General features: G+C 61.2%; 16 protein-coding genes. 6 read left to right on the top strand and 10 right to left on the bottom strand.

All coding sequences use genetic code 11. From position 1 onward, the window contains the following. Positions 1-196: 196 nt before the first annotated feature. The 7 genes from HX868_RS10645 to HX868_RS10675 form a co-directional block, all read right to left on the bottom strand. Complete coding sequence (locus tag HX868_RS10645; RefSeq protein ID WP_177002820.1) at positions 197-2,677, bottom strand: fimbria/pilus outer membrane usher protein; 2,481 nt, start codon at positions 2,675-2,677, stop codon at positions 197-199. Positions 2,678-2,762: 85 nt separating this feature from the next. After that, positions 2,763-3,512 carry a fimbrial biogenesis chaperone gene (locus HX868_RS10650; protein WP_177002821.1) on the bottom strand — a complete coding sequence of 250 codons (750 nt, stop codon included), beginning with the start codon at positions 3,510-3,512 and terminating at the stop codon, positions 2,763-2,765. Positions 3,513-3,572: 60 nt separating this feature from the next. Next, on the bottom strand, positions 3,573-4,163 hold the full coding sequence (locus HX868_RS10655) for a fimbrial protein (RefSeq protein ID WP_095016768.1): 591 nt from the start codon (positions 4,161-4,163) through the stop codon (positions 3,573-3,575). 83 nt (positions 4,164-4,246) lie between these two features. After that, the gene (locus tag HX868_RS10660; protein ID WP_177002822.1) at positions 4,247-4,891 is read right to left on the bottom strand and encodes a response regulator; all 645 of its coding nucleotides are present in this window, start codon (positions 4,889-4,891) and stop codon (positions 4,247-4,249) included. Between the two features lie 22 nt (positions 4,892-4,913). Beyond that, positions 4,914-8,069, bottom strand: a complete 3,156-nt coding sequence (locus HX868_RS10665; protein ID WP_177002823.1) for a hybrid sensor histidine kinase/response regulator — start codon at positions 8,067-8,069, stop codon at positions 4,914-4,916. A gap of 51 nt (positions 8,070-8,120) precedes the next feature. Continuing rightward, on the bottom strand, positions 8,121-9,308 hold the full coding sequence (gene pvrR / locus HX868_RS10670; protein WP_177002824.1) for a response regulator cyclic di-GMP phosphodiesterase PvrR: 1,188 nt from the start codon (positions 9,306-9,308) through the stop codon (positions 8,121-8,123). Further along, positions 9,295-12,081: an ATP-binding protein gene (locus tag HX868_RS10675; protein ID WP_177002825.1), complete on the bottom strand. Its 2,787-nt coding sequence runs from the start codon at positions 12,079-12,081 to the stop codon at positions 9,295-9,297. The genes pvrR and HX868_RS10675 overlap by 14 nt, the downstream gene beginning before the upstream one ends. A gap of 168 nt (positions 12,082-12,249) precedes the next feature. Here HX868_RS10675 and HX868_RS10680 point away from each other — a divergent pair, with 168 nt between their 5' ends. From HX868_RS10680 to HX868_RS10695, 4 genes are read left to right on the top strand one after another with little or no spacing between them, the layout of a single operon-like run. Continuing rightward, a complete protein-coding gene (locus HX868_RS10680; RefSeq protein WP_016977433.1) occupies positions 12,250-12,723 on the top strand; it encodes a MarR family winged helix-turn-helix transcriptional regulator in 474 nt (157 codons plus the stop codon). Next, positions 12,720-14,171 (top strand): efflux transporter outer membrane subunit, encoded by a 1,452-nt coding sequence (locus HX868_RS10685; protein ID WP_177002826.1) that lies wholly within the window; start codon positions 12,720-12,722, stop codon positions 14,169-14,171. Before HX868_RS10680 ends, HX868_RS10685 begins: the two co-directional genes overlap by 4 nt. A 15-nt stretch (positions 14,172-14,186) precedes the next feature. Further along, the gene (locus HX868_RS10690; protein ID WP_177002827.1) at positions 14,187-15,386 is read left to right on the top strand and encodes an HlyD/EmrA/EmrK family protein; all 1,200 of its coding nucleotides are present in this window, start codon (positions 14,187-14,189) and stop codon (positions 15,384-15,386) included. Beyond that, entirely contained in the window at positions 15,386-16,915 is a 1,530-nt protein-coding gene (locus tag HX868_RS10695) for a DHA2 family efflux MFS transporter permease subunit (protein WP_016977436.1), read from the top strand. The genes HX868_RS10690 and HX868_RS10695 overlap by 1 nt, the downstream gene beginning before the upstream one ends. A 114-nt stretch (positions 16,916-17,029) precedes the next feature. Here the strand turns inward: HX868_RS10695 and lpxH are convergent, their stop codons facing one another. Both lpxH and HX868_RS10705 read right to left on the bottom strand, forming a co-directional pair. Beyond that, positions 17,030-17,779, bottom strand: a complete 750-nt coding sequence (gene lpxH / locus HX868_RS10700) for a UDP-2,3-diacylglucosamine diphosphatase (protein ID WP_016977437.1) — start codon at positions 17,777-17,779, stop codon at positions 17,030-17,032. Then, a complete protein-coding gene (locus HX868_RS10705) occupies positions 17,776-18,279 on the bottom strand; it encodes a peptidylprolyl isomerase (protein ID WP_016977438.1) in 504 nt (167 codons plus the stop codon). The genes lpxH and HX868_RS10705 overlap by 4 nt, the downstream gene beginning before the upstream one ends. A gap of 248 nt (positions 18,280-18,527) precedes the next feature. Here HX868_RS10705 and HX868_RS10710 point away from each other — a divergent pair, with 248 nt between their 5' ends. Both HX868_RS10710 and cysS read left to right on the top strand, forming a co-directional pair. Continuing rightward, positions 18,528-20,228, top strand: a complete 1,701-nt coding sequence (locus tag HX868_RS10710) for a glutamine--tRNA ligase/YqeY domain fusion protein (protein ID WP_177002828.1) — start codon at positions 18,528-18,530, stop codon at positions 20,226-20,228. Between the two features lie 44 nt (positions 20,229-20,272). After that, the gene (cysS, locus tag HX868_RS10715; RefSeq protein ID WP_177002829.1) at positions 20,273-21,661 is read left to right on the top strand and encodes a cysteine--tRNA ligase; all 1,389 of its coding nucleotides are present in this window, start codon (positions 20,273-20,275) and stop codon (positions 21,659-21,661) included. 67 nt (positions 21,662-21,728) lie between these two features. Here the strand turns inward: cysS and HX868_RS10720 are convergent, their stop codons facing one another. Then, the gene (locus HX868_RS10720) at positions 21,729-22,280 is read right to left on the bottom strand and encodes a dihydrofolate reductase family protein (RefSeq protein ID WP_177002830.1); all 552 of its coding nucleotides are present in this window, start codon (positions 22,278-22,280) and stop codon (positions 21,729-21,731) included. Positions 22,281-22,323: the final 43 nt, after the last annotated feature.

The raw sequence follows: 22,323 nt of genomic DNA on the forward strand, positions 1-22,323 counted from the left end.
CCCTCGCGTTTTTCGCCGGCAAGCCGGCTCCTACAGGACCGCGTCGCAGCACAGTCCCTTGTAGGAGCTGGCTTGCCAGCGATGGTCGTTAACGATGACACGGGAAACCAGGCAAAACGCGGCGCCCTCGCGTTTTTCGCCGGCAAGCCGGCTCCTACAGGCGCTGATACCTATGGCTACATCGGTGTGATCACAGCTATGGCGCGCAGGTCAGGGCTACCCGCTCATAGTTCAGCGCCTTGTTGGGTTCGCCCAGCGCATAGGGCGCCTGGCAGTGCTGGTCGCCCCAGTTGATCACCAGCGTCCCCGTCTCTTCTTCCACCAAGGCCAACGCCTTGCCACTCGGGTCGGCGATCGCAATCTGCTTGCCCGCCATGTTTTCCAGCGATGCGCCAAACGGGATCGGTCGGTGCTGGGCGTCGAACAAGGCGAACTGTACGCGGCGTCCGGTCTTGCTGGCGTAGCGGGCCAGGACCACGGCGCCGCGCCGAGGCACGACTTGCTGGGTGGCGTTATCGATTTCGATCTCAGCGCCCAGGTCGCGGGTGTCCAGGCTGATCCAGTTGACCCGGTAAGGCTGGGCATTGGGGATCACGGCATAGCCGTTGCTGCCGGTTTTTGCGCCGGAGAAACTGCCGATCTTCACGCCGGGAATGCCTTCGACTTGCGCCAGCGCAAAGGTCTCGCCCACGGTCTGTCCCAGGTTGATACCACCCGCGTGGGCCACCACTGACCCGGCCACGTTGAGGTTCTGCGCGCTGTAGCCACGGCCCTGGCTGTAACCGCCGCTGATGTCCATCAGCGAGGTGCGCGTGCTGAGGTTGGCCGAGCCGGTGCTGCCGCCCGTGCTGCTGTTGCCGGCTTGCAGTGAGTAATAGGTGTCGCTGTCGTCCGTCAGGTAACCGTTGACGCCCATTTGCGTGGTGTCGCTGTCTTTTTGCGTGCTGGCGGAGACAAATGCTCTCGGCGCGCGTGGCTTAGAGCCCAGTGGAAACGACAGGGACAGGTTGATCAGCGTGTCATTGTTCGTCGGCCCGTAGTTGCCCACATCCTTGGTATGGGTAGCACTGACGTTGTAGCTCACGTCGCCCCAGTAATTGCTGTAGCCCGCTGACAGGCTTTGCGCGCCGCCGCGTCCCCAGTAGCGCTGGTCGCTGGCGTTTACGTACACACTGCCGAACTGCTGGTTGCGCCCCAGGCTCTGGTTGACGGTCAGGTCGGTGCGGGTTTTCGAGTTGCCGAGGCGTGTGCGGCCGTCGCTGCTCAGTTCCTCGACATGTTCGGTGAGGGTGCGATAACCCTCGGTCGAGTATCGATAGGCCGCCAGGGTGAAGTTGGTGTCGGTGCCGGTAAACGTCTTGGCATACAGCGCGCGCAGGCTGTTGCCCGTGACCTGCCGGCCAAAGGTGCGGCTGGCAGAGTGGGTCATGTCCAGCGACACCGCACCGATCGACGTGTTGCGCCCGGCCCCGATGGATAGCGCCTGGAAGTCCTGCGTGGCCTGCACCCCGACGATTCCCGACAGGTTGCTGCTGATGCCATAGGCCAGGGTGCTGCTGACAAACTGCGGGGTTTTCTGCGCGTCACTGTTGCTGTTGTATTTGCCCGCCGAGACGCTGTATTTCAGCTGGCCTTCACGCACCATGATCGGCAGGCTGGAAAACGCCTGCACCGTGACCCGGCGACGGCCGTCCGCCTCGATCACCGTCACTTCAAGGTCGCCGTTGGAGCCGCTGGGGTAAATGTCGCTGATCTCGAACGGACCCGGCGGCACGTTGGCGGTATAGAGGATGTAGTTGTTCTGGCGGATCTCCACGGTGGCGCTGGACTGCGCAATGCCGCGGATGATCGGCGCGTAGCCGCGCTCGCTGTCGGCGCGCATGCCGTCATCGGAGGCCAGTTTCAGGCCGCGATAGCGCACGCTGTCGAACAGGTCGGCATCCGAGAAAATGTCCCCGGCACTGAACTGGCCTTTCAGGGCGGTCACGTCATGTTGCAGGTAGCTGCGGTTGCTCTTGAACGTACTGGGGCGACCGGTGCTGCTGCTGAAGTTCGACTCGTTGCGCAAGCGCCACGCTCCCAGGTTGATCCCGTTGCGCAGGCCCAGGTTATTCGACAGCGTGGTGTCGGCGTCGGTGCTGTTGCGGTTGCTGCTCAACTGGTAGTTGATGAACGCGGCGGGTACGCCGTCGTCCCACAAGGCCGGGTCGACATAGCCGCGGCGCCCGCGCTCCATAGCGCGTTGCGGCACACTGACCAGCAGGCGCAGGCGCGGTACGTCGTAGCGCACTTTGGCGTGTTCGATCAGCGCAGGCAGGTCGAGGCAGGCATTGGGGTCGGTGTCGACGAGTTTGCCGCTGGACTGCAAGGCGCCGATATCGACGCCCACTTGTTGCAGCATCTCCAGGGTCAGGCAGGCTTCGACTCGGCCGTTTACAGGGTTGCGGCGAAAGTCGATATCGCGTCGGCCCACCAGGGTGTCGTTGCCATACAGGTCAACTCGGTAATTGCCGGGGAGCACGCTGCTGCTGGCGAGCAATGACTGCAGGTCAACGGACGCTGCGGCGCCTTGCAAAAACGACGTATTGAACTGTTCATTGTCGTCGGCCTGGCAGACCGAACTGAAGCCCACGACAATCAAAAAAGGCGCCAGACTATCGCGCTTGAATAAAAACATGCAGGAACCCTATATCACCTCCGATACGAACTAACGGAGCGAAGAGAAATACAGTGAAAGTGCGGCTGCGCGAACGGCAGGCGCGTTATGGTGATTCTTTGTTCAAACTCGCGCTGGTTTGAGCACGGTCAGAAAGTTGTGCGCTATAAGGGTCTTGTGCGCCATAGTCGTTGATGCTGCTGAACTTCAAGAGCGCGGAGTTAATCGAGGAAAGTTGCTTGAGTTGAAACTCTTTTTGTTCGCCTGGCGCAATCATCATCGAATCAAATGGATGTTCGCTGACGGCACCTGCCTGCAGGGTGATGTCGGCAATCGACACGTGATAAACCCCGGGGTTGCTCACCCGCAGCACGCGTTTACCGCCGTGTTCGGCCAGTTGCCAGAGCAGTTCGGTCGGCGCCAGGTAAGCGTTGTTTTTCAACGCGGGCGGGCGGAAGAACACCTTGATGCGCTGGCGCACGGCAAGCTGCAAGGTGTTCTCGGTTTTCGAGGCCTTAGGGATTTCCTGCACGTTGAGCCACACCACCGACTCGCGGTCGGTAGGCATGCCCGTGCCTTCATAGATCACGCGCAACAGTTGTTGTTCATTGTTGGTGACCCGCGCCAGCGGCGGGGTGACGGCAAAGGGTACCGAAGTCGCGTCGTCGGCGTCCGTGTCGACCCAGGACTGAATCAACACGTCCTCGCCGCTGTTGCGAACGGTGATTCCGGCTTCTTTGTGTTGGCCGTCGAACACCAAGCGCGTGCTGCTCAACGAAATGCCGGCTGTGGCTTGCCCGACTGCAAGCAGGCCGAGCAGGCCCGCGCACAGGGACAGTGAGTGGCGAAAAAACATAATGGCTACCGCTACGTTCGAGAGGTGTGCGAGGCCCGCAGGCCCCGCATCGGGTTGGGGTTATTCGTATTGCAGGGTGAACGGCAGGGTGGCATCGCCACGACCGGCCACGGCAGAGGCAGCGTCGATGGTGGTGACGTAGGCGGCCGAGAATTTCAGCGTGGTGTTGCTGTCTTGCAGGGTGTTCTCGATCTTCGCGGTGGTTGGCGAGCTCAGGTCGATCAGTGCGCCATTGGAGTCCAGCAAGGCGATACCGATGTTCTTGGCGGCGCCCAGGCCGTCGATCAGCTTCAACACTTTGGTGCCGGTCACGATGCCTGAACCGGCGCCTTTGGTCGGTTCGAAGATCATCGCCACTTTGGTGCCGGCGTTGCAGCTGATCTTCATGTCAAAGTTCTCGGCGCTCAGGGTGCCGTTGCCTTTGGGGGCGGTGGCGGTGCCCATGTCCTTGATCGACACTTCGCCCATGTTGATCGAGATGGTTTTGTTCACGCCGATACCTTCAACGGAGCAGGCATCATTGTTGATACTGCCGGTGAAGTTGATGGTGCCGCTGCCGGCCTTGGTCGGTGTTACCGGTGGGTCGACGGCAAAGGCATTACCCGCGGCGAAGATCGATAATGCCAGAAGTGTGCGAGACAGCTGTTTCATGTTGTTTTTCCATGGTGGGGTTAAAACAACACGATAAGGCGGCGGCGGTTAATGGAACATCAGACGATCCCTAGAAGCGGGTGTTAGTTGAACAAGTTTCGCTCTATGCAATAAGCCAGCAAGTCTTGGTCGCTGTTGACTTCCAACTTGCGCATGGCCGCGACTTTTTGTGTGCTGATGGTTTTGGCACTGCGGTTCAACCCTCGTGCAATTTCATTGACGCTCTGTCCTGAGACAAACAAACGGAGGATCTCATGCTCCTTGGGCGACAGCCGGGTGAAGCGCTCATCGAGGTCGGACGATTCCAGTACCGAGGTCGGTCGCGGGCCCTTGCTGCGAACCGGGTTGCCACGGGCAATGGCCTTGAGCGCGGCCTGGATCTCATTGTGCAGTTGGTTTTTCTGGATCACGGCCAGCACGCCCAATTCCTGCAAGCGCGTCAGGATCAGCGGATTGGAGATCATTGTCAGCACCAGCACGCGCACCTTGGGAAAGTGCCGCACCAGGTACTCCACCAACTTCAGGCCATCGCCGTAGGGCGAGTCCGCCGGCATGTTGAAATCGGTGATAACCAGATCGACCGACGTGGTTTCCAGCAGCGTCACCAATTCGTTGGAACACACGGCTTCGCCCACCACGCGAAAACGCTCATCGCGCTCGACCAGTTCCCGTACCCCGACCAGCACGATGGGGTGATCGTCTGCAATGACTACGTTGAGGGTTTCCATGGGGTGATTATCCAGAGTGAGGTTATTCAAGTGTGTCGAGCAACGTGGTGAGCCGAGCGAGGTTCTGCCGCACTTCCAGGGTCAGGGCGGGGGTGACCGCCATGCCAGTCAGGCGCAGTTCCAGCTCGACGAAGGCGCTGGCCATGTCACCGAGCTGCACCGCGCCAAGGGCACCGGCCATGCTGTGCAATTGCTGCGCTGCGCCATTGGCGTCCTGATTCTCTAGCGCGGTCAGGGTGGCCTGTACATCCTGACGCAGGGTGGTGACAAACAGTTCGCGCATTTTGGGCGACAACGGCGGCATGTCGACGACGGCGGGCACCTCGATCTTGCAGTACTTTTCCAACTTGGTACGCAAGGTGGCGAGGTTCAGCGGCTTGACCATCCACGCATTCATGCCGACGGCGGTGCAGTGTTCGCCTTCTTCACGCATGGCATTGGCGGTCACCCCGATAATCGGCAGCGCGGCATCTTGCTGGCGCAACGCCTTGGCCAGCTGGTAGCCGTTCATCACCGGCATGTTCACGTCGGTCAGCACCAGGTCGAAGCGCCCCGGTAGCCATTGCATGAGTGCCTGTTCACCGTTGGCGGCCAGCACCACCGAGCAGCCCAGGGCTTGCAGTTGTTCCTGGATGATGGCGGCGTTGATCACATTGTCTTCGGCTACCAGCACTTGCAGGTTGAGCGGGCGCGCGTTGACGGTGGGCGCGGGGCGGTTGCCGGCCTCGGCACCCTGTTGTACCAGGGAGATGGCCCAGGCAATGGCGCGTACGTCGTCGGCGTCGACGGCCCAGTCGCTGGCACACCGCTGCGCCGGGTTCGGCCCGCCGGCTGTGGCGATGATCCGCGTGCCGGGCCATGCCGGTTCTCGGGTAAAGTCCACCAGCAGTGCAGAGGACGGCGCATCGGGTGAAACCGCGCGGCTGTCGAGCCCTAGGCGCTTGAGCCAGTCGATCAGGTGTTGCGCCCGTTCAAGTTCCTGCGCGCGCACATAGACCGTCGGCATGCCGGGGCTGAAGGCGGGGCAGTCAGTCAGGGCGCCGGGGACTGACTCCAGCGCGAGGTGCAGGGTAAAGCTGCTGCCCAGGCCGGGTTCGCTGACGACGTTCAGTTGGCCGTGCATCAACTCGCACAACCATTTGCAAATCGCCAGGCCCAGGCCTGCGCCGGCCTGGCTAGTAGCATCTTCGGCCTGGTAGAACGGGTCGAACAATTGTTGCTGTTGCGCTTGGGAAATACCCACACCGGAGTCGCTGACTTGCCATTGCAGGTCTACCTCGCCGGCGGTGTTCTCCGACGCGCGCAGGCGCAGCACCACACGCCCGTTGTCGGTGAACTTGATCGCATTGCTCAGCAGGTTATTGAGGATCTGGCGGATACGCAGGGGGTCACCGCGCAACCGATCCGGTAGGTCCGCGTCGATGCAGGCATACAGCTGCAGGCCCTTGGAGCGGGCGAACGCGCTGTAGGTGCGCACGCAGTCTTCGGTCAGTTCCAGTGGGCAGAAATCCTGGAGTTCGAGGGTCATTTGCCCCGCTTCGATTTTTGAGACATCCAGCACGTCGCTGATCAGTTGGAACAGCGTGGCTGAGGAGCGCTGGATGGTCTGCAGGTAATCCTGCTGGCGCGGCGCGAGCGACGTGAGGCCGAGCAGCTCCAAGGTACCCAGCACGCCATACAGCGGCGTACGAATTTCGTGACTCATGGTCGCGAGGAAGCGGCTCTTGGCCTCGCTCGCCGAGTCTGCGGCTTGGCGCGCTTCTTCCAGGGCCGCAGCGTCTTCGATATGCCGGGTCACGTCATGCACCGCACACAGCCACGCGTCCTGGCCCTGGTAGCGGGTGGGCACGAAGGCCACGTGCAGGTGGCGGCCTTCGCTTTCCAGGTCGGCCTGGCCCGGTGCAGCCTGCGTCTGTTGCTTGAGCAAGTCGAACAGCGGGCGAGCGTCGCGCCACTCCAAGGCACGCTGGTTCTGCAGGAGTACATGATGGTCGCTGCGCCGGATTACACACAGGCCGGTCGGTGCGGTGTCGATGACCGCTCGGGCGAATGCCGAGCTTTCGGCAATGCTGGCATGGGCTTGGTGGGCAGGCAGTACTACCCGTGCGGTGTACCAGCGATTGAACGCGCGACTGCACCCCAGCATCACCAGCACCACGCCTACCAGGCACAGCAAAGGCCACAACGCATAGTCGAGAAAGCGTTGCAGGCTGATCACGTAGATCGCCGTCCAGGGCTGCTCGCCCTGGCTTGTCAGCTTGAACACCAGACCGTCGCGGTTGAGGTTCACACCTTCATTGAGCACCTCGCCGGGCTTGACGGCCCCGGTTAGCACCACGCCACCTGGGGTGATCAAGGTGAAGTCGTCGTAGATCGACCACTGCATCAGCCGCTCGATGTTATTGACCTTGGACAGGTCCAGCAGCGAGGCCACCACCACCCAGGTGTTGGCGCCGGTGACGGTCAGCGAGGTGGAGGCCAGGTTGATATCGACATAACCCAACAATATCGGAGCTTCCTTGCCATCGGGGGCGGTGTCGTAGGGTTCCCAGTGCACGGTGTGGGTCAGGGAGTTGTTCTGTAGGTGCAGGCGCTCGTTGAGTTGAGTCATCACGTCCACCAACATGCCTATATGCACGTGGCCGCCATCGCGCAGCCGGCCGGAGGAGGGCACGGCGATGTCGAAATTGTCCGGACCGTTGACCACGACCACTTGAGGTGCCTGGTAGTGGGAGCCCGCCCAAAAGGCGCTGTAGTAAGCCGACAGGTAGGTGCCCAGGGCGAAAACCTTGGGGTATTGGTCGGCGGCTATTTTGTCGGAGTTGATTTTCAAACTGTAGGGCAGGGAGAACGGCAAACCGCGGCCTTCATAGGTGTTCGGTCCTTCCTCGGGCAGCGGCTTTTGCACAAAAGGCGGCGGCAGGCCAATGGACTTGTACTTGGCGTCGGTGCTGCCCCGTGAGATATCGAGCAAAAACACTTCCTGCTCGTGGATGTTCTCCATCAGCCGGGCGAAGTGAAAGTGCAGGGTGTCGCGTTGCTCCTGAATCATGCGTTGCGCGCCAAGCAAGCTGATCCCCAGCAGCAACAGCACCAAGGCCCCCAGCACCAGCAAACCTTTATTCAGGCGCAGCGAACTGCTGGTGAGTTTCTCCAGGAAGGCGTTGGGGTGATGCATGACGCGGTGACCTCGCAAGCTAACGGCGTTCGTACGCACCCGGCCAGCGGGTCAATAGGCGCTCGCCGGCCCGTCGTGGGTCAGCAATTGCTGGAACTGATCCGAAGACACGGCGTGGGAGATCAGGAAGCCTTGGACCTGAGTGCAGTCGATCTTACGCAACAGCGCAAGTTCTTGCGCGGTTTCTACGCCTTCGGCGACCACGATCAAGCCCAACTGACGTCCCAGGCTGACAATGCTGGTGAGCGCCTGGGCCAGTTCCTCATTGGCGTTGCAGCCTTGCACCAGTGCGCGGTCGATCTTCACCTCGGTAAACGGCGCCGACACCAGGTTCATGTACGAGCTGTAGCCCTTGCCGAAATCATCCTGGGACAAGCCAAAGCCCTTGATGCGCAAACGGCAGGCGCCGGCGTAGAAGTTGCTGATGTCATCCGGCACCGAGCACTCCATCAGCTCGAAACAGATGCGCGCGGGCAAGCCCTGGTGTTCCTGCACGAACGCCAGGATGCGGTCGGGCAGGTCGTGGCTGTTGAGCAGGTGAGTGGGCAAGTTGATGGATACCGGGATGTCATAGCCGTGTTGGCGCCACATGGCTTGAGCGGCCATCGCTTGTTTCAGCACGCACCACAACAAGCGTTCTTCCAGGTTGCAACTGATCAATGCCGGCAGGAACATGCCGGGTAACAACAGGCCGTGCTCGGGGTGAACCCAGCGTACCAAGGCTTCGGCCGCGACGATGCGACCATTGCTCAGGGCTTTCTTGGGTTGGAACCAGGCTTGCAGCTCGCCATTGACCAGGGCATTCATCAGGCTTTGACAATCAATGCCGGGCTGGGTCTCGGCCGGTTCGACCTGGCGCAGCGCCAGCAATTGATCGGTCAGGCAGCGCAAGGCCGCGGCATTCACCGGCTTGGAAATCAGCCCGATCACCTTCACTTGCAGGTTGCTCGCCACCAGGCTCGCGCCCATCAACATGCGCCGTGAGGCGGCGCTCATGATCGCCAATGCTGGGCGCGACGGTTGCGCGGCCAGGCCCTGGATAAACTGCACGCCGTCCATGCCTGGCATCAATAGGTCAGTGAGCACCAGGTCAAAGTCACGTTGCTTCAGGCAGGCCAGCGCCTCCTCGCCGTCCCGGGCGCACACCAGGTCGAACTCACCCAACTCGCTGAACAGGTTCTGCAAATACAGGTGCTGAAAGGGATGGTCTTCGACAATCAGAATGCTACAGGGCTTCATGGATGGCTCGTTCGTAGGGAGCCAGGACAGCGGACAAGGCTCGCAGCGTAAAGGGTTTGACCAGGCAGTGATTCATGCCGGCCGCCAGGCACAAGGCTTCTTCACCGCGCAGGGCGTTGGCGGTTGCGCCGATGATCGGGGTGGTGCAGCCCAGGCGTCGAAGCGCTTCGGTCAGTTCGTAGCCGTTGAGCCTGGGCATGTTGACGTCGGTGAGCACAATGTCGAAGGTGCCCTCGTGCCAGCGCGCCAAGGCCTCTTCGCCATCGCTGGCCAGTTCCACGCTGCAGCCGAGTTCTTCAAGCTGGTCGCGCAGGATCAACTGGTTGATGACGTTGTCTTCGGCCACCAGGATGTGCAGGTGCAAGGGACGCAGGTCGCGCACTTCGCAGCGCGCCTGGGGTGGCACCACCTGGCCGTTCTGGGCGTGGCGGACAGCTTGTTGGATCGCATCCAGATCATTGAGGTTGACCTGCCAGCCATCGCCGCTGAACTGCGGTTCATGGGCGCCGTCATTGCTGGCCAGTACCCGTGGCCCGTGCCAGGGCAAGTCGAGGCGGCGTTCGATAAGTTCAAGCAATACACCGGGCCCCGCCAGCTCTGTGCTGGTCGGCAGACCGACCTGCGCGCGCGCGCCCCAGCGGCGCAGCCAGCCGCAGAGGCTGTCGGCCAGTTCGCGGATTGGCGACAGTACATACACGATTTCTGCTGCCAATGGCTGCAAGGCTGGCGGTGTATTGCCGCTCGGTTGTTCCAGCGGCACGCTCAGGGAAAAGCTGCTGCCCAGTCCCGGCTCGCTGACCAAGCGCAGGGTGCCGTTCATCAAATGGGTCAGGCGCAGGCAGATCGCCAGGCCAAGGCCGGTGCCGGCGATCACATGGGAGTTGCCTTCGCTCTGGTAGAACGGCTCGAAGATAAACGCCTGGTCGGCAGGGGCGATGCCTTTGCCGGTGTCGGAGATTTGCCATTGCAGGCACACCCGTTCGCCTTCGCGACTGAGCTTTTTGACCCGCAGCACCACGCGGCCGGAGTCAGTGAACTTGACCGCATTGCTCAGCAGATTGTTGAGAATCTGGCGTACGCGGCTGGCGTCGCCGATCAAGCGCCGGGGCAGTTGCGGATCGAGGCAGGCATACAACTGCAAGCCTTTGCTGTGTGCCGCTGCCGCATAGCCTTGCACCACTTCTTGTACCAAGGTCGGCACACAGAATTCGCTCAGTTCCAGGGCCAGTTGCCCGGCTTCGATTTTTGACACGTCGAGCACATCGCAGATCAGTTGCAGCAACGTCGCGGACGATCCTTCGATGGCGTGCAGGTAGCTTTTCTGCTGGGCATCCAGGCGGGTGCGGGCGAGCAGTTCCAGGGTGCCGAGCACGCCATACAGCGGCGTACGGATCTCATGGCTCATGGTGGCCAGGAACAAGGTCTTGGCTTCGTTGGCGGCGTCGGCGGACTGGCGTGCCTGTTCCAGCGCCGCTTCGATCTGCCGGCGTGCGCTGATGTCGCTGAAGGCGCAGAGCAACACGTCTTCGCCTTTGTAGCGGGTGGGTGCGCAGCTCAGGTACAGATGGCGGCCGTCGGCGGCTTCGAAGTAGTCGGTGAGGCAGGGGGCGTCGGGGTCGAAGGCCTGACGAATCCAGCCGGGACCGAGTTGTGCGCCACATTCGCCGAGCCACTGTTGGGCGAGGGTGTTTTTCAGCACCACCGTGCCATCGGTGCGACGCAGTACGCACAGCGCCACGGGGGCGGTCTGGATCACGTCGCGGCTGAACAGCTCGCTTTCCACCAGCGCCTGGATGCGATGGATCGCTGGTGTGATGAAGCGGTGTTCGAGACGGCGGGTGAGCAGGCACACCAGGCTGATGGTCAGCAGGCAGAACAGCAGGGCGCCGAGCATCTGTGGCCAGAGCGCCCACAGGACCGCGCGCAGGTCGATGGAGTAGGTGAGCTGCCAGTCTGAAGACTTCAGTTGTTTGCGCAGCACCAATTGTTCGGGCAGCCAGCCATCGCCGACAAAACCGAAGAAGTCCTGCTGGCGCAGGTGCGGCAGGTTTTGCCCTGGCGGCGGTTTATGGCTGTTACTGAAGAGCGGCATGCCCTGGGCATTGAACATGGTGAACTCGCCGGCGCTGTGATCGCTCAAGGCGTTGGAGACTTCACGGTCATCCATTTCCAGGCCGAGCCAGCCGGAGTCCAGGTCGCGCTCATCCAAGCGAATAAAGATGTACAACTGTGAGTGGCCGTCCGTGGCGTGGGTCAGCCAGAGTTCCTGCAGGGTTTTCTGCTGTTTGAGGGCGCGCAGTTGTTCCAGCATGGTCGCGGGAAAATCGGCAGCAACGGGCGCCGCATCATACAGCCGCAACACTTGGGCATCGGTGCTGACATACAGCAGGTTGAGCTGCTTGGCCTTCAAGAAATCACGCATGCGCTGGGTCAGCCAAATGCTCCATTGCTTGCCCGGGGTATTTCCCAGCAACAGGCGGATTTCTTCATCGGAGACCGGCAGATTCAATTCGGCCTTGCGTGTCGCTGACAGGCTGAGGCTTTCCAACAGCGCTTCACGGGTGGTGAAAAAGGTATGCGCCTCGGCGATGGCGCTGCTCATGTAGCTGCGCCGCTGGGAGATCTCATTGTTGAAAGTGAACAGCAGGAAGCTGTACACGCCGCCCAACATACCCACCAGCAGTACCAACGCGAAAATACGCAAAAGGCGGCGCGCGGCATGGGGCGTGGACAGCACGGGGCTGATCTGGTGCAGGTAGCTCTTTAATCTCATCCCGCCACTTTAGGGATGGTCAACCGTGGGAAAAATCAGACGATCCTTAGAACCCGCCATTCATCCGCCAAATACCAAGCAAGCTAATAATTCCATTTGACATTCGCTGCCTAAGCAGTAACATCTTGTCATACATTCACTGCCTAGGCAGTAATAAGGTGACTTTCGATGTCTCACTTCACTCCTGACAGTTTTCGCAACTGCCATCTCGGCCTGCTTCTGGGTCGGGCGGCGCTGCTCAAAGACCGCATTATCGACACCCATATGGAACCGCATGGCGTGACGGCCGCGCAGTTCAAGGTGTTGATCATCATTGCCCAGTTCGACGTCGATACCCCGGCGGAACTGTGCCGCAACCTGTCCCTGGACAGTGGCTCCATGACCCGCATGCTCGACCGCCTGGAACAGAAGGGCCTGCTGGCGCGCCAGCGTTCCGAGCAGGACCGGCGCCAGGTGCGGCTGGTGCTCACCGAAGACGGCCAGCGCCTGGCGGACATGCTGCCGCACATCGGCGCGCAGTCGATGAACGAGTTGGCCGGGGCCCTGGAGCCCGGCGAGTTGCAAACCCTGGAACGGATCCTCAAGAAAATTCTGGTAGCTGCCGGTGACGCCATCGTCATCCAGCGGGTAGGTAATGAATGAACAGACGCGCACTTAGCCTGGTGCTGGTGGCCATGAGCATGGCCGGTTGCGCCAACTACAGCGGCCTCGACACCCAAGGCAAACGCCTCGACGCCGGCAGCCTGCAAACCGGCAAGACCCTGAGCGGCGTGACCTTATCGAGCGCGGCGTGGCCCAGCGCCGATTGGTGGAAAAGCCTCGGCGACCCCCAGCTCGACGGCCTGATCCAGGAAGCCCTGCAGAACAGCCCCGACATGCAAGTCGCCAGCGCCCGTGCCCACCAGGCCGAGGCCGCTGCTTACGCCGCCAACGCCGAGCGCATGCCGACCCTGGATGCCAGCGCGGGTGTGAGCCGTTCGCGCCTGGCCAAAGACCAGGACCCACGCGGGGAGGGCGATGCCTATTCCACCGTGCGCAACATCGGCGCCAGCTTCAACTACAACTTCGACCTCTGGGGTGGCCAGCGGGCTGCCTGGGAAGCCGCGTTGGGCGAGGCGCGCGCCGCCCAGGTCGATCAACAGGCCGCGCGCCTGACCCTGGCCGCCAACGTGGCCAAGGCCTACAGCGACCTCGGCCAGGCCCACATCGTGCGCGACCTGGCTAACGACGACCTCAAGCGCACCCGGCAGATGCTCGACCTGGGCCAGCGCCGCCTGAACTCGGGCATCGACAGCCACTACCAGTACCAGCAGACCGAAAGCCTGGAAGCCAGCTCGCAGTCGCAACTGATCGACGCGGAAAAACAACTGCAAAGCGCCAAGATCGCCCTGGCGGTGTTGCTCGGCAAAGGCCCGGACCGTGGCAGTGAACTGGCCCGACCCAACGTGCTGAAACCCAGCGCCGTCGCCGTGCCCTCGGTGTTGCCCGCCGAGCTGCTGGGCCGTCGTCCGGACCTGATCGCTGCGCGCTGGCGCGTCGAAGCGGCCGGCAAGAATATCGACGCGAGCAAGACCCGCTTCTACCCCAACCTCAACCTGAGCGCGAGCGCTGGGGCCGAGTCGTTGCTGGGGGATGCGATGTTCGGTTCGGCCAGCCGCTTCTTCAACATCGCGCCGACGATCTCACTGCCGATCTTCGACGGCGGCCGCCTGCGTGCCGACCTCGACGCCCGCGACGCCGACTACGATCTGGCGGTGGCGCAGTACAACAAGACCCTGGTGCAAGCCCTGGGCGATATCGGCAACACCCTTTCACAACTGCGCGACACCGGCCGGCAGATCCAGGCCCAGCAACATGCCGCGGACATTGCCCAGCAGTCCTACGACACCGGTGTGCAGCGCTACAGCTCCGGCATCGGCAACTACCTGGATGTGCTCAGCATCGAGCAGCAATTGCTGCAAGCCCAACGCCAGTTGGCGACGCTGAATGCTGCGCAGATCGATCTGTCGATTCAATTGATGCAGGCCCTGGGTGGCGGATACGACGCCAGGAACATGGCCGCGACCACCCCAGCCACACGCTCGGAATAATTTGAGGTATTTGTCATGGCCACTGCCGAAAACACCAATGCAACTGAACAACCCCAAGACAACAACCCACGCAAACGTAAAGTGATGCTGATCGGCCTGGCGCTGATCGTCATCCTCGCAGTGGTAGGCGTGTGGGGTTGGTATGAACTCTATGGCCGCTTCAATGAAAGCACCGACGACGCCTACGTGAACGGCAACGTGGTGGAAATCACCCCGCTGGTCACCGGCACCGTGGTCAGCATCGGCGCCGACGATGGCGACCTGGTCCACGAAGGCCAGGTGCTGGTCAACTTCGACCCGAACGACGCCGCCGTCGGCCTGCAAAGTGCCCAGGCCAACCTGGCCCGCACCGTGCGCCAGGTGCGCGGCTTGTACAGCAATGTCGACGGCATGAAAGCCCAGGTCAATGCGCAGAAAGCCGATGTGCAAACCGCTCAGGACAACTTCAACCGCCGTAAAACCCTGGCCCAGGGCGGGGCGATTTCCCAGGAAGAACTGTCCCACGCCCGTGACAGCCTGACCGCGGCGAAAAACGCGCTGACCAACCTTGAGCAGCAACTGAAAACCACCAACGCGTTGGTGGATGACACGGTGATCTCGTCCCATCCGGACGTGCAGGCCGCCGCCGCGCAATTGCGCCAGGCCTACCTGACCAATGCGCGCAGCACCTTGATTGCACCGGTGACTGGCTACGTGGCCAAGCGCACTGTGCAACTGGGCCAACGCGTGCAACCGGGCACCGCGTTGATGGCCGTGATTCCGCTGAACCAGTTGTGGATCGACGCCAACTTCAAGGAAACCCAACTGCGCGACATGCGTATCGGCCAGCCGGTGGACATCGAGTCGGACATCTATGGCAGCGACGTGAAATTCAGCGGCACCATCGACAGCCTCGGTGCGGGCACGGGTAGCGCATTTGCCTTGCTGCCGGCGCAGAACGCCACCGGTAACTGGATCAAGATCGTGCAGCGGGTGCCGGTGCGCATCCACATCAACGCCGATGAGTTGGCCAAGCACCCGCTGCGCGTGGGCTTGAGCACCCTGGTCAACGTCGATTTGCACGACCAGAGCGGCCCGGTCCTGGCGCAACAAGCGCCGCAGAAAGCCTCGTTCACCACCAATGTGTATGACCGCCAACTCGCTGAAGCGGATGCCATGATCACCCAGTTGATCCATGACAACAGCCTCGCCGCGCCCAAGGCTGTGCAACGCTGATGAGCAATAACGCCTCCTTCACGCCACCCAGCCTGTTGATGGCCACTATTGGCCTGTCGCTGGCGACCTTCATGCAGGTGCTCGATACCACCATCGCCAACGTGGCGCTGCCGACCATTTCCGGCAACCTCGGTGTGAGTTCGGAGCAGGGTACCTGGGTCATCACCTCGTTTGCGGTGAGTAACGCGATTGCCTTGCCGCTCACCGGCTGGCTGAGCCGCCGCTTTGGCGAGGTGAAGCTGTTCTTGTGGGCGACCATGCTGTTTGTGCTGGCGTCGTTCCTCTGTGGTATTTCCACGTCGATGCCCGAGCTGATCGCCTTTCGGGTCATACAGGGCCTGGTGGCCGGGCCGCTGTACCCGATGACCCAGACGCTGCTCATTGCGGTCTACCCGCCGGCGAGGCGCGGCATGGCCCTGGCGTTGCTCGCGATGGTTACGGTGGTGGCACCGATTGCCGGGCCGATCCTCGGCGGCTGGATTACGGACAGCTACAGTTGGCCCTGGATCTTCTTCATCAACGTACCGATCGGCATCTTTGCGGTGATGGTCGTGCGTTCCCAACTGAAGAAACGCCCCGTGGTCACCAGCCATCAACCGATGGACTACGTGGGGCTGTTGAGCCTGATCGTCGGCGTCGGCGCCTTGCAGATCATCCTCGACAAAGGCAATGACCTGGACTGGTTCGAATCCAACTTCATCATCATCGGTGCGGCGATTTCGGTGATTGCCCTGGCGGTGTTCATCATCTGGGAACTCACCGACAAACACCCGGTGGTCAACCTGAAGCTGTTCGCCTACCGCAACTTCCGTATCGGCACCATTGTGTTGATCCTGGGCTATGCGGGCTTCTTCGGCATAAACCTGATCCTGCCACAATGGCTGCAGACCCAGATGGGCTACACCGCTACCTGGGCGGGGTTGGCGGTGGCGCCGATTGGTATCTTGCCGGTGCTGATGTCGCCGTTTGTCGGCAAGTACGCGCACAAGTTTGACCTGCGCTTGCTGGCGGGCCTGGCGTTCCTGGCGATTGGCTTGAGTTGCTTCATGCGCGCAGGCTTCACCAATGAAGTGGACTTCCAGCACATCGCCTTGGTGCAGTTGTTCATGGGTATCGGCGTGGCGCTGTTCTTTATGCCGACCCTGAGCATCCTGATGTCCGACCTGCCGCCGCATCAGATTGCCGACGGTGCGGGCCTGGCGACTTTTCTACGGACGTTGGGCGGTAGTTTTGCGGCGTCGCTGACCACCTGGATCTGGATCCGCCGGGCGGACCAGCACCACGCGTACATGAGCGAAAACATGACCACCTACGACTCCGCCACCCGCGATGCCTTGCAGGCGCTGGGCGGTGCAGGGCAGAAGGCCTACACGCAGCTGGACCAGATCCTCACCAGCCAGGCGTACATGATGTCCACCGTGGACTACTTCACGTTGCTGGGGTGGATGTTCATGGGGTTGATGTTGCTGGTGTGGCTGGCGAAGCCGCCGTTTACCGCGAAAGCGGGGCCAGCGGCCTCCGGCCACTGATACCCGGATCACTGTAGGAGCCGGATTGCCGGCGATAGCGGTCCACCAGTCAGCCTATGTGCCAACTGAAACACCGCCATCGCCGGCAAGCCGGCTCCTACAGGGTATGGGTGATCAGGCGCCGGGTAGGGCCAGCTGTGGATTGACGAAATCAAACGCCGCCAACTGAAACCCTTGCTCATCCACCTGCAACGCCCAGCCCTGCTTGTCCCAATCCCCCAGCACAATGCGCTTGGCCGCCTGGTCACCAATCTGCAACTTGTGAATGGCGGGGCGGTGGGTGTGGCCGTGGACCAGGGTGCGCACGCCGAACTGCTGCATCACCCGTGGCACTTCCTCGGGCGTCACATCGACAATGTCGTTGGCTTTCATGCGCGTTTGCGCCCGGCTTTCGCTGCGCAGCTTGCGCGCCAACTTGTGGCGGGTGCTCAAGGGCAGGTGGCGCAGGATAAACAGCACAATCGGGTTGCGCAGGATGCGCCGCAGCTTCATATAGCCGACGTCGCGGGTACAGAGGCTGTCGCCGTGCATCAACAGCACGGGCTCGCCATGGAGCTGCACGACACTCGGGTCCTTGAGCAAGGTGGCACCTGCGGCTTTGCAGAACGCCTTGCCGATCAGGAAATCACGGTTGCCGTGCATGATGAAAATCGGGGTGCCGCTGTCGCTCAGCTCACGCAGAGCCTCGCAGATGGAACGCTGGAAGGGCGTCATGCCGTCGTCGCCAATCCAGGCTTCAAAGAAGTCCCCCAGAATGTACAACGCCTGGGCGCCACGGGCGCGGGTGTGGAGCAGATCCAGAAACGCCCGGGTGATATCCGGGCGCTCCTCTTCCAGATGCAAATCTGAAATCAGCAATATCACCCAACGATCTCGGCTTTCTCGACGATAACGTCTTCTACCGGAACGTCCTGGTGACCGGCTTTACCGGTGGTCTGCACGCCTTTGATCTTGTCAACGACGTCCTGGCCTTCGGTGACTTTACCGAATACCGCGTAGCCCCAACCCTGCACGTTTTTGCCACTGTGGTTCAGGAAGGCGTTGTCGGCGACGTTGATGAAGAACTGCGCGGAGGCCGAATGCGGCTCCATGGTACGGGCCATGGCGACGGTGTACTTGTCGTTGGAAAGGCCGTTGTCCGCTTCGTTCTGGATGCTTGGACGCTTGTCTTTCTTTTCTTTCATGCCAGGCTCGAAACCGCCGCCCTGGACCATGAAGTTGCCGATGACACGGTGGAAAACGGTGTTTTCGTAGTGGCCGGCGTTCACGTATTCGATGAAGTTGGCGACGGTGATCGGCGCTTTCTCGGCGTTCAGCTCGATGACGATGTCACCGTGGTTGGTGGTCAGTTTGACTTGAGTCATGTTCACTACTCTTTTCAGGGAATTCGTGGGTTTGGGTGCCTGGGCACCACGACCGGTATGGCGAAACTGCAGCCAAGGCGCGCAGTTTAGCGTGCCCTGCAGGAATTTCGAGGTGGTTTTTTACCGCCGGTGCAATAAATGCAGCAGTTTTTGGCCTCGCTCTGTCAGGTACTTGACAGCATCGGCTATGATATCGCCTTTGTTTTGTCGGCCTAGCCCGGCCACGTACTTGTCTGTTCAAGGATCCTATGAGCAAGCCCACTGTCGACCCTACCTCGAATGCCAAGGCCGGACCTGCCGTCCCGGTCAATTTCCTGCGCCCGATCATCCAGGCGGACCTGGATTCGGGCAAGCACACGCAGATCGTCACCCGCTTCCCGCCAGAGCCCAACGGCTACCTGCACATCGGTCACGCCAAGTCGATCTGTGTGAACTTCGGCCTGGCCCAGGAATTCGGTGGCGTCACGCACCTGCGTTTCGACGACACCAACCCGGCCAAGGAAGACCAGGAATACATCGACGCCATCGAAAGCGACATCAAGTGGCTGGGCTTCGAATGGTCCGGTGAAGTGCGCTATGCCTCCAAATACTTCGACCAGCTGTTCGACTGGGCCGTCGAACTGATCAAGGCCGGCAAGGCCTATGTCGACGACCTCAGCCCGGAACAGGCCAAGGAATACCGTGGCACCCTGACCGAGCCGGGCAAGAACAGCCCGTTCCGCGACCGTTCGGTGGAAGAGAACCTGGATTGGTTCGCCCGCATGCGCGCCGGTGAATTCCCGGACGGCGCCCGCGTGCTGCGTGCCAAGATCGACATGGCCTCGCCGAACATGAACCTGCGCGACCCGATCATGTACCGCATCCGCCATGCCCATCACCACCAGACCGGCGACAAGTGGTGCATCTACCCGAACTACGACTTCACCCACGGTCAGTCGGACGCCATCGAAGGCATCACGCACTCCATCTGCACCCTGGAGTTCGAAAGCCATCGCCCGCTGTACGAATGGTTCCTGGACAGCCTGCCAGTGCCGGCGCACCCGCGTCAGTACGAGTTCAGCCGCCTGAACCTGAACTACACCATCACCAGCAAGCGCAAGCTCAAGCAACTGGTTGACGAGAAACACGTCCACGGTTGGGATGACCCGCGCATGTCCACGCTGTCGGGCTTCCGTCGCCGTGGCTACACACCGGCGTCGATCCGCAACTTCTGCGACATGGTTGGCACCAACCGTTCCGACGGCGTGGTCGACTTCGGCATGCTCGAATTCAGCATCCGCCAGGACCTGGACGCGAACGCTCCGCGCGCCATGTGCGTGCTGCGTCCGTTGAAAGTCGTGATCACCAACTACCCGGAAGACAAGGTCGACAACCTCGAACTGCCGCGTCATCCGCAGAAAGAAGAACTCGGCGTGCGCAAGCTGCCGTTCGCCCGTGAAATCTACATCGACCGCGATGACTTCATGGAAGAGCCGCCAAAAGGCTACAAGCGCCTGGAGCCGAACGGCGAAGTGCGCCTGCGCGGCAGCTACGTGATCCGTGCCGACGAAGCGATCAAGGACGCCGATGGCAACATCGTCGAACTGCGTTGCTCCTACGATCCGGACACCCTGGGCAAGAACCCTGAAGGCCGCAAGGTCAAGGGCGTGATCCACTGGGTGCCGGCGGCTGCCAGCATCGAGTGCGAAGTGCGCCTGTACGATCGTCTGTTCCGCTCGCCGAACCCAGAAAAGGCCGAAGACAGCGCCAGCTTCCTCGACAACATCAACCCTGACTCCCTGCAAGTACTCACTGGTTGTCGTGCCGAACCCTCGTTGGGCGAAGCACAGCCGGAAGACCGTTTCCAGTTCGAGCGCGAAGGTTACTTCTGCGCGGATATCAAGGACTCGAAACCAGGTGCTCCGGTATTCAACCGTACCGTGACCTTGCGTGATTCGTGGGGCCAGTGATTCAGGCAGGCCTGACCGGCTTTGCCTAGAGAGAAGGATTCGTCGTGCTAACGATCTACAACACACTCAGCAAGACCAAAGAAGTCTTCAAGCCGCTGGATGGCAACAAGGTGCGCATGTACGTGTGCGGCATGACCGTGTACGACTACTGCCACATCGGCCACGGCCGCAGCATGGTTGCCTTCGATTTGGTGACCCGCTGGTTGCGTTTCAGCGGCTATGACTTGACGTACGTGCGCAACATCACCGACATCGACGACAAGATCATCAACCGCGCCAATGAAAACGGCGAGTCGTTCGACGCGCTGACCGAGCGCATGATCGCCGCAATGCACGAGGACGAGGCCCGCCTCAATATCCTCAAGCCGGACATGGAGCCGCGTGCCACGGACCACATCCCGGGCATGCACGCCATGATCCAGACCCTGATCGACAAGGGTTACGCCTACGCCCCGGGCAATGGCGACGTGTACTACCGCGTCGCCAAGTTCATGGGCTACGGCAAGCTGTCGCGCAAGAAAATCGAAGACCTGCGCATTGGCGCACGTATCGAAGTCGACGAAGCCAAGCAGGACCCGCTGGACTTCGTGCTGTGGAAAGCCACCAAGCCGGGCGAGCCGAGCTGGGAGTCGCCATGGGGCGCGGGCCGTCCGGGCTGGCACATCGAATGCTCGGTGATGTCCACCTGCTGCCTGGGCGAGACCTTCGACATTCATGGCGGCGGCAGCGACCTTGAGTTCCCGCACCACGAAAACGAAATCGCCCAGAGCGAAGCCGCCACCGGCAAGACCTACGCCAACGCCTGGATGCACTGCGGCATGATCCGCATCAATGGCGAGAAGATGTCCAAGTCCTTGAACAACTTCTTCACCATTCGCGACGTGCTGGAAAAGTACCCTCCAGAGGTTGTGCGTTACCTGCTGGTGTCGAGCCACTACCGTAGCGCCATCAACTACTCGGAAGACAACCTCAAGGACGCCAAGGGCGCCCTGGAGCGGTTCTACCATGCGTTGAAAGGCCTGCCCGTTGTCGCCCCGGCTGGCGGCGAAGCGTTCGTTGAGCGTTTCACCCAAGTGATGAACGACGACTTCGGCACCCCCGAAGCCTGCGCCGTGTTGTTCGAGATGGTGCGCGAGATCAACCGCCTGCGCGAGAGCGATCTCGATGCAGCGGCTGGCCTGGCGGCCCGCTTGAAAGAACTGGCCAGCGTGCTTGGGGTTCTGCAAATGAAGCCTGAGGACTTCCTGCAAGCCGGCGCCGAAGGGCGTGTGGATGCTGCTGAGGTTGATGCGTTGATTCAGGCGCGTCTGGCTGCTCGGGCTAACAAAGACTGGGCGGAATCCGACCGTATCCGTGACCAACTGACCGCGATGGGTGTGGTGTTGGAAGACGGGAAGGGTGGGACGACGTGGCGGTTGGCTGATCAGGCTTGATCGGTAAACGCTGAATGAAAAACGCCCCGACTGGTTCGGGGCGTTTTTTTTGGACGCGGGCTTGGCCTCAATGCTTACTATCCACCTCATACCTGCTCTGAACAAACCCATTGTCCGACACGTAGGTTGCGACATGGCGCAGCTCATGCTCACTGCCAGCCTGGCCGAACAGTGGAATACCTTGCCCCAGCAACACCGGGATACGGGTAATGATCAGCTCATTGATCAGACCTGCATCAAGAAACGCCTGGATCGTCTGCCCACCGTCGATATACAGATGCTGCATGCCGCGCTCGGCTAACGTTGCCACCAATGTGGTCACGTCTCCCGCCATGACCTCAACCTTACCCTCAAGATGTGCCGGAATCTGCAGCTGCTGGCGAGACAGGACAATGACCGGCGTACCCTCATAGGGCCACTCGGGAAAGGACAGCACTTTCTCCAGGGTTTTGCGGCCCATCACCAATGCATCCACCGTGGCGATGAAGCTTTCATAGGTCACGCCATTCAGCTCAGCGGTTTCATACTCCGGCCGGTGCAACCAGTTGATATCACCGTCCGGGCGGGCAATAAAACCGTCGAGGCTGGCTGCGATAAAGACTGAGCATTTGATATCCATGGCGAAAACTCCTTTTTGTGCGCTTGGACGCTAATGATAATTT

It is taken from the genome of Pseudomonas reactans (assembly GCF_013385825.1).
GTDB lineage: Bacteria > Pseudomonadota > Gammaproteobacteria > Pseudomonadales > Pseudomonadaceae > Aquipseudomonas > Aquipseudomonas reactans.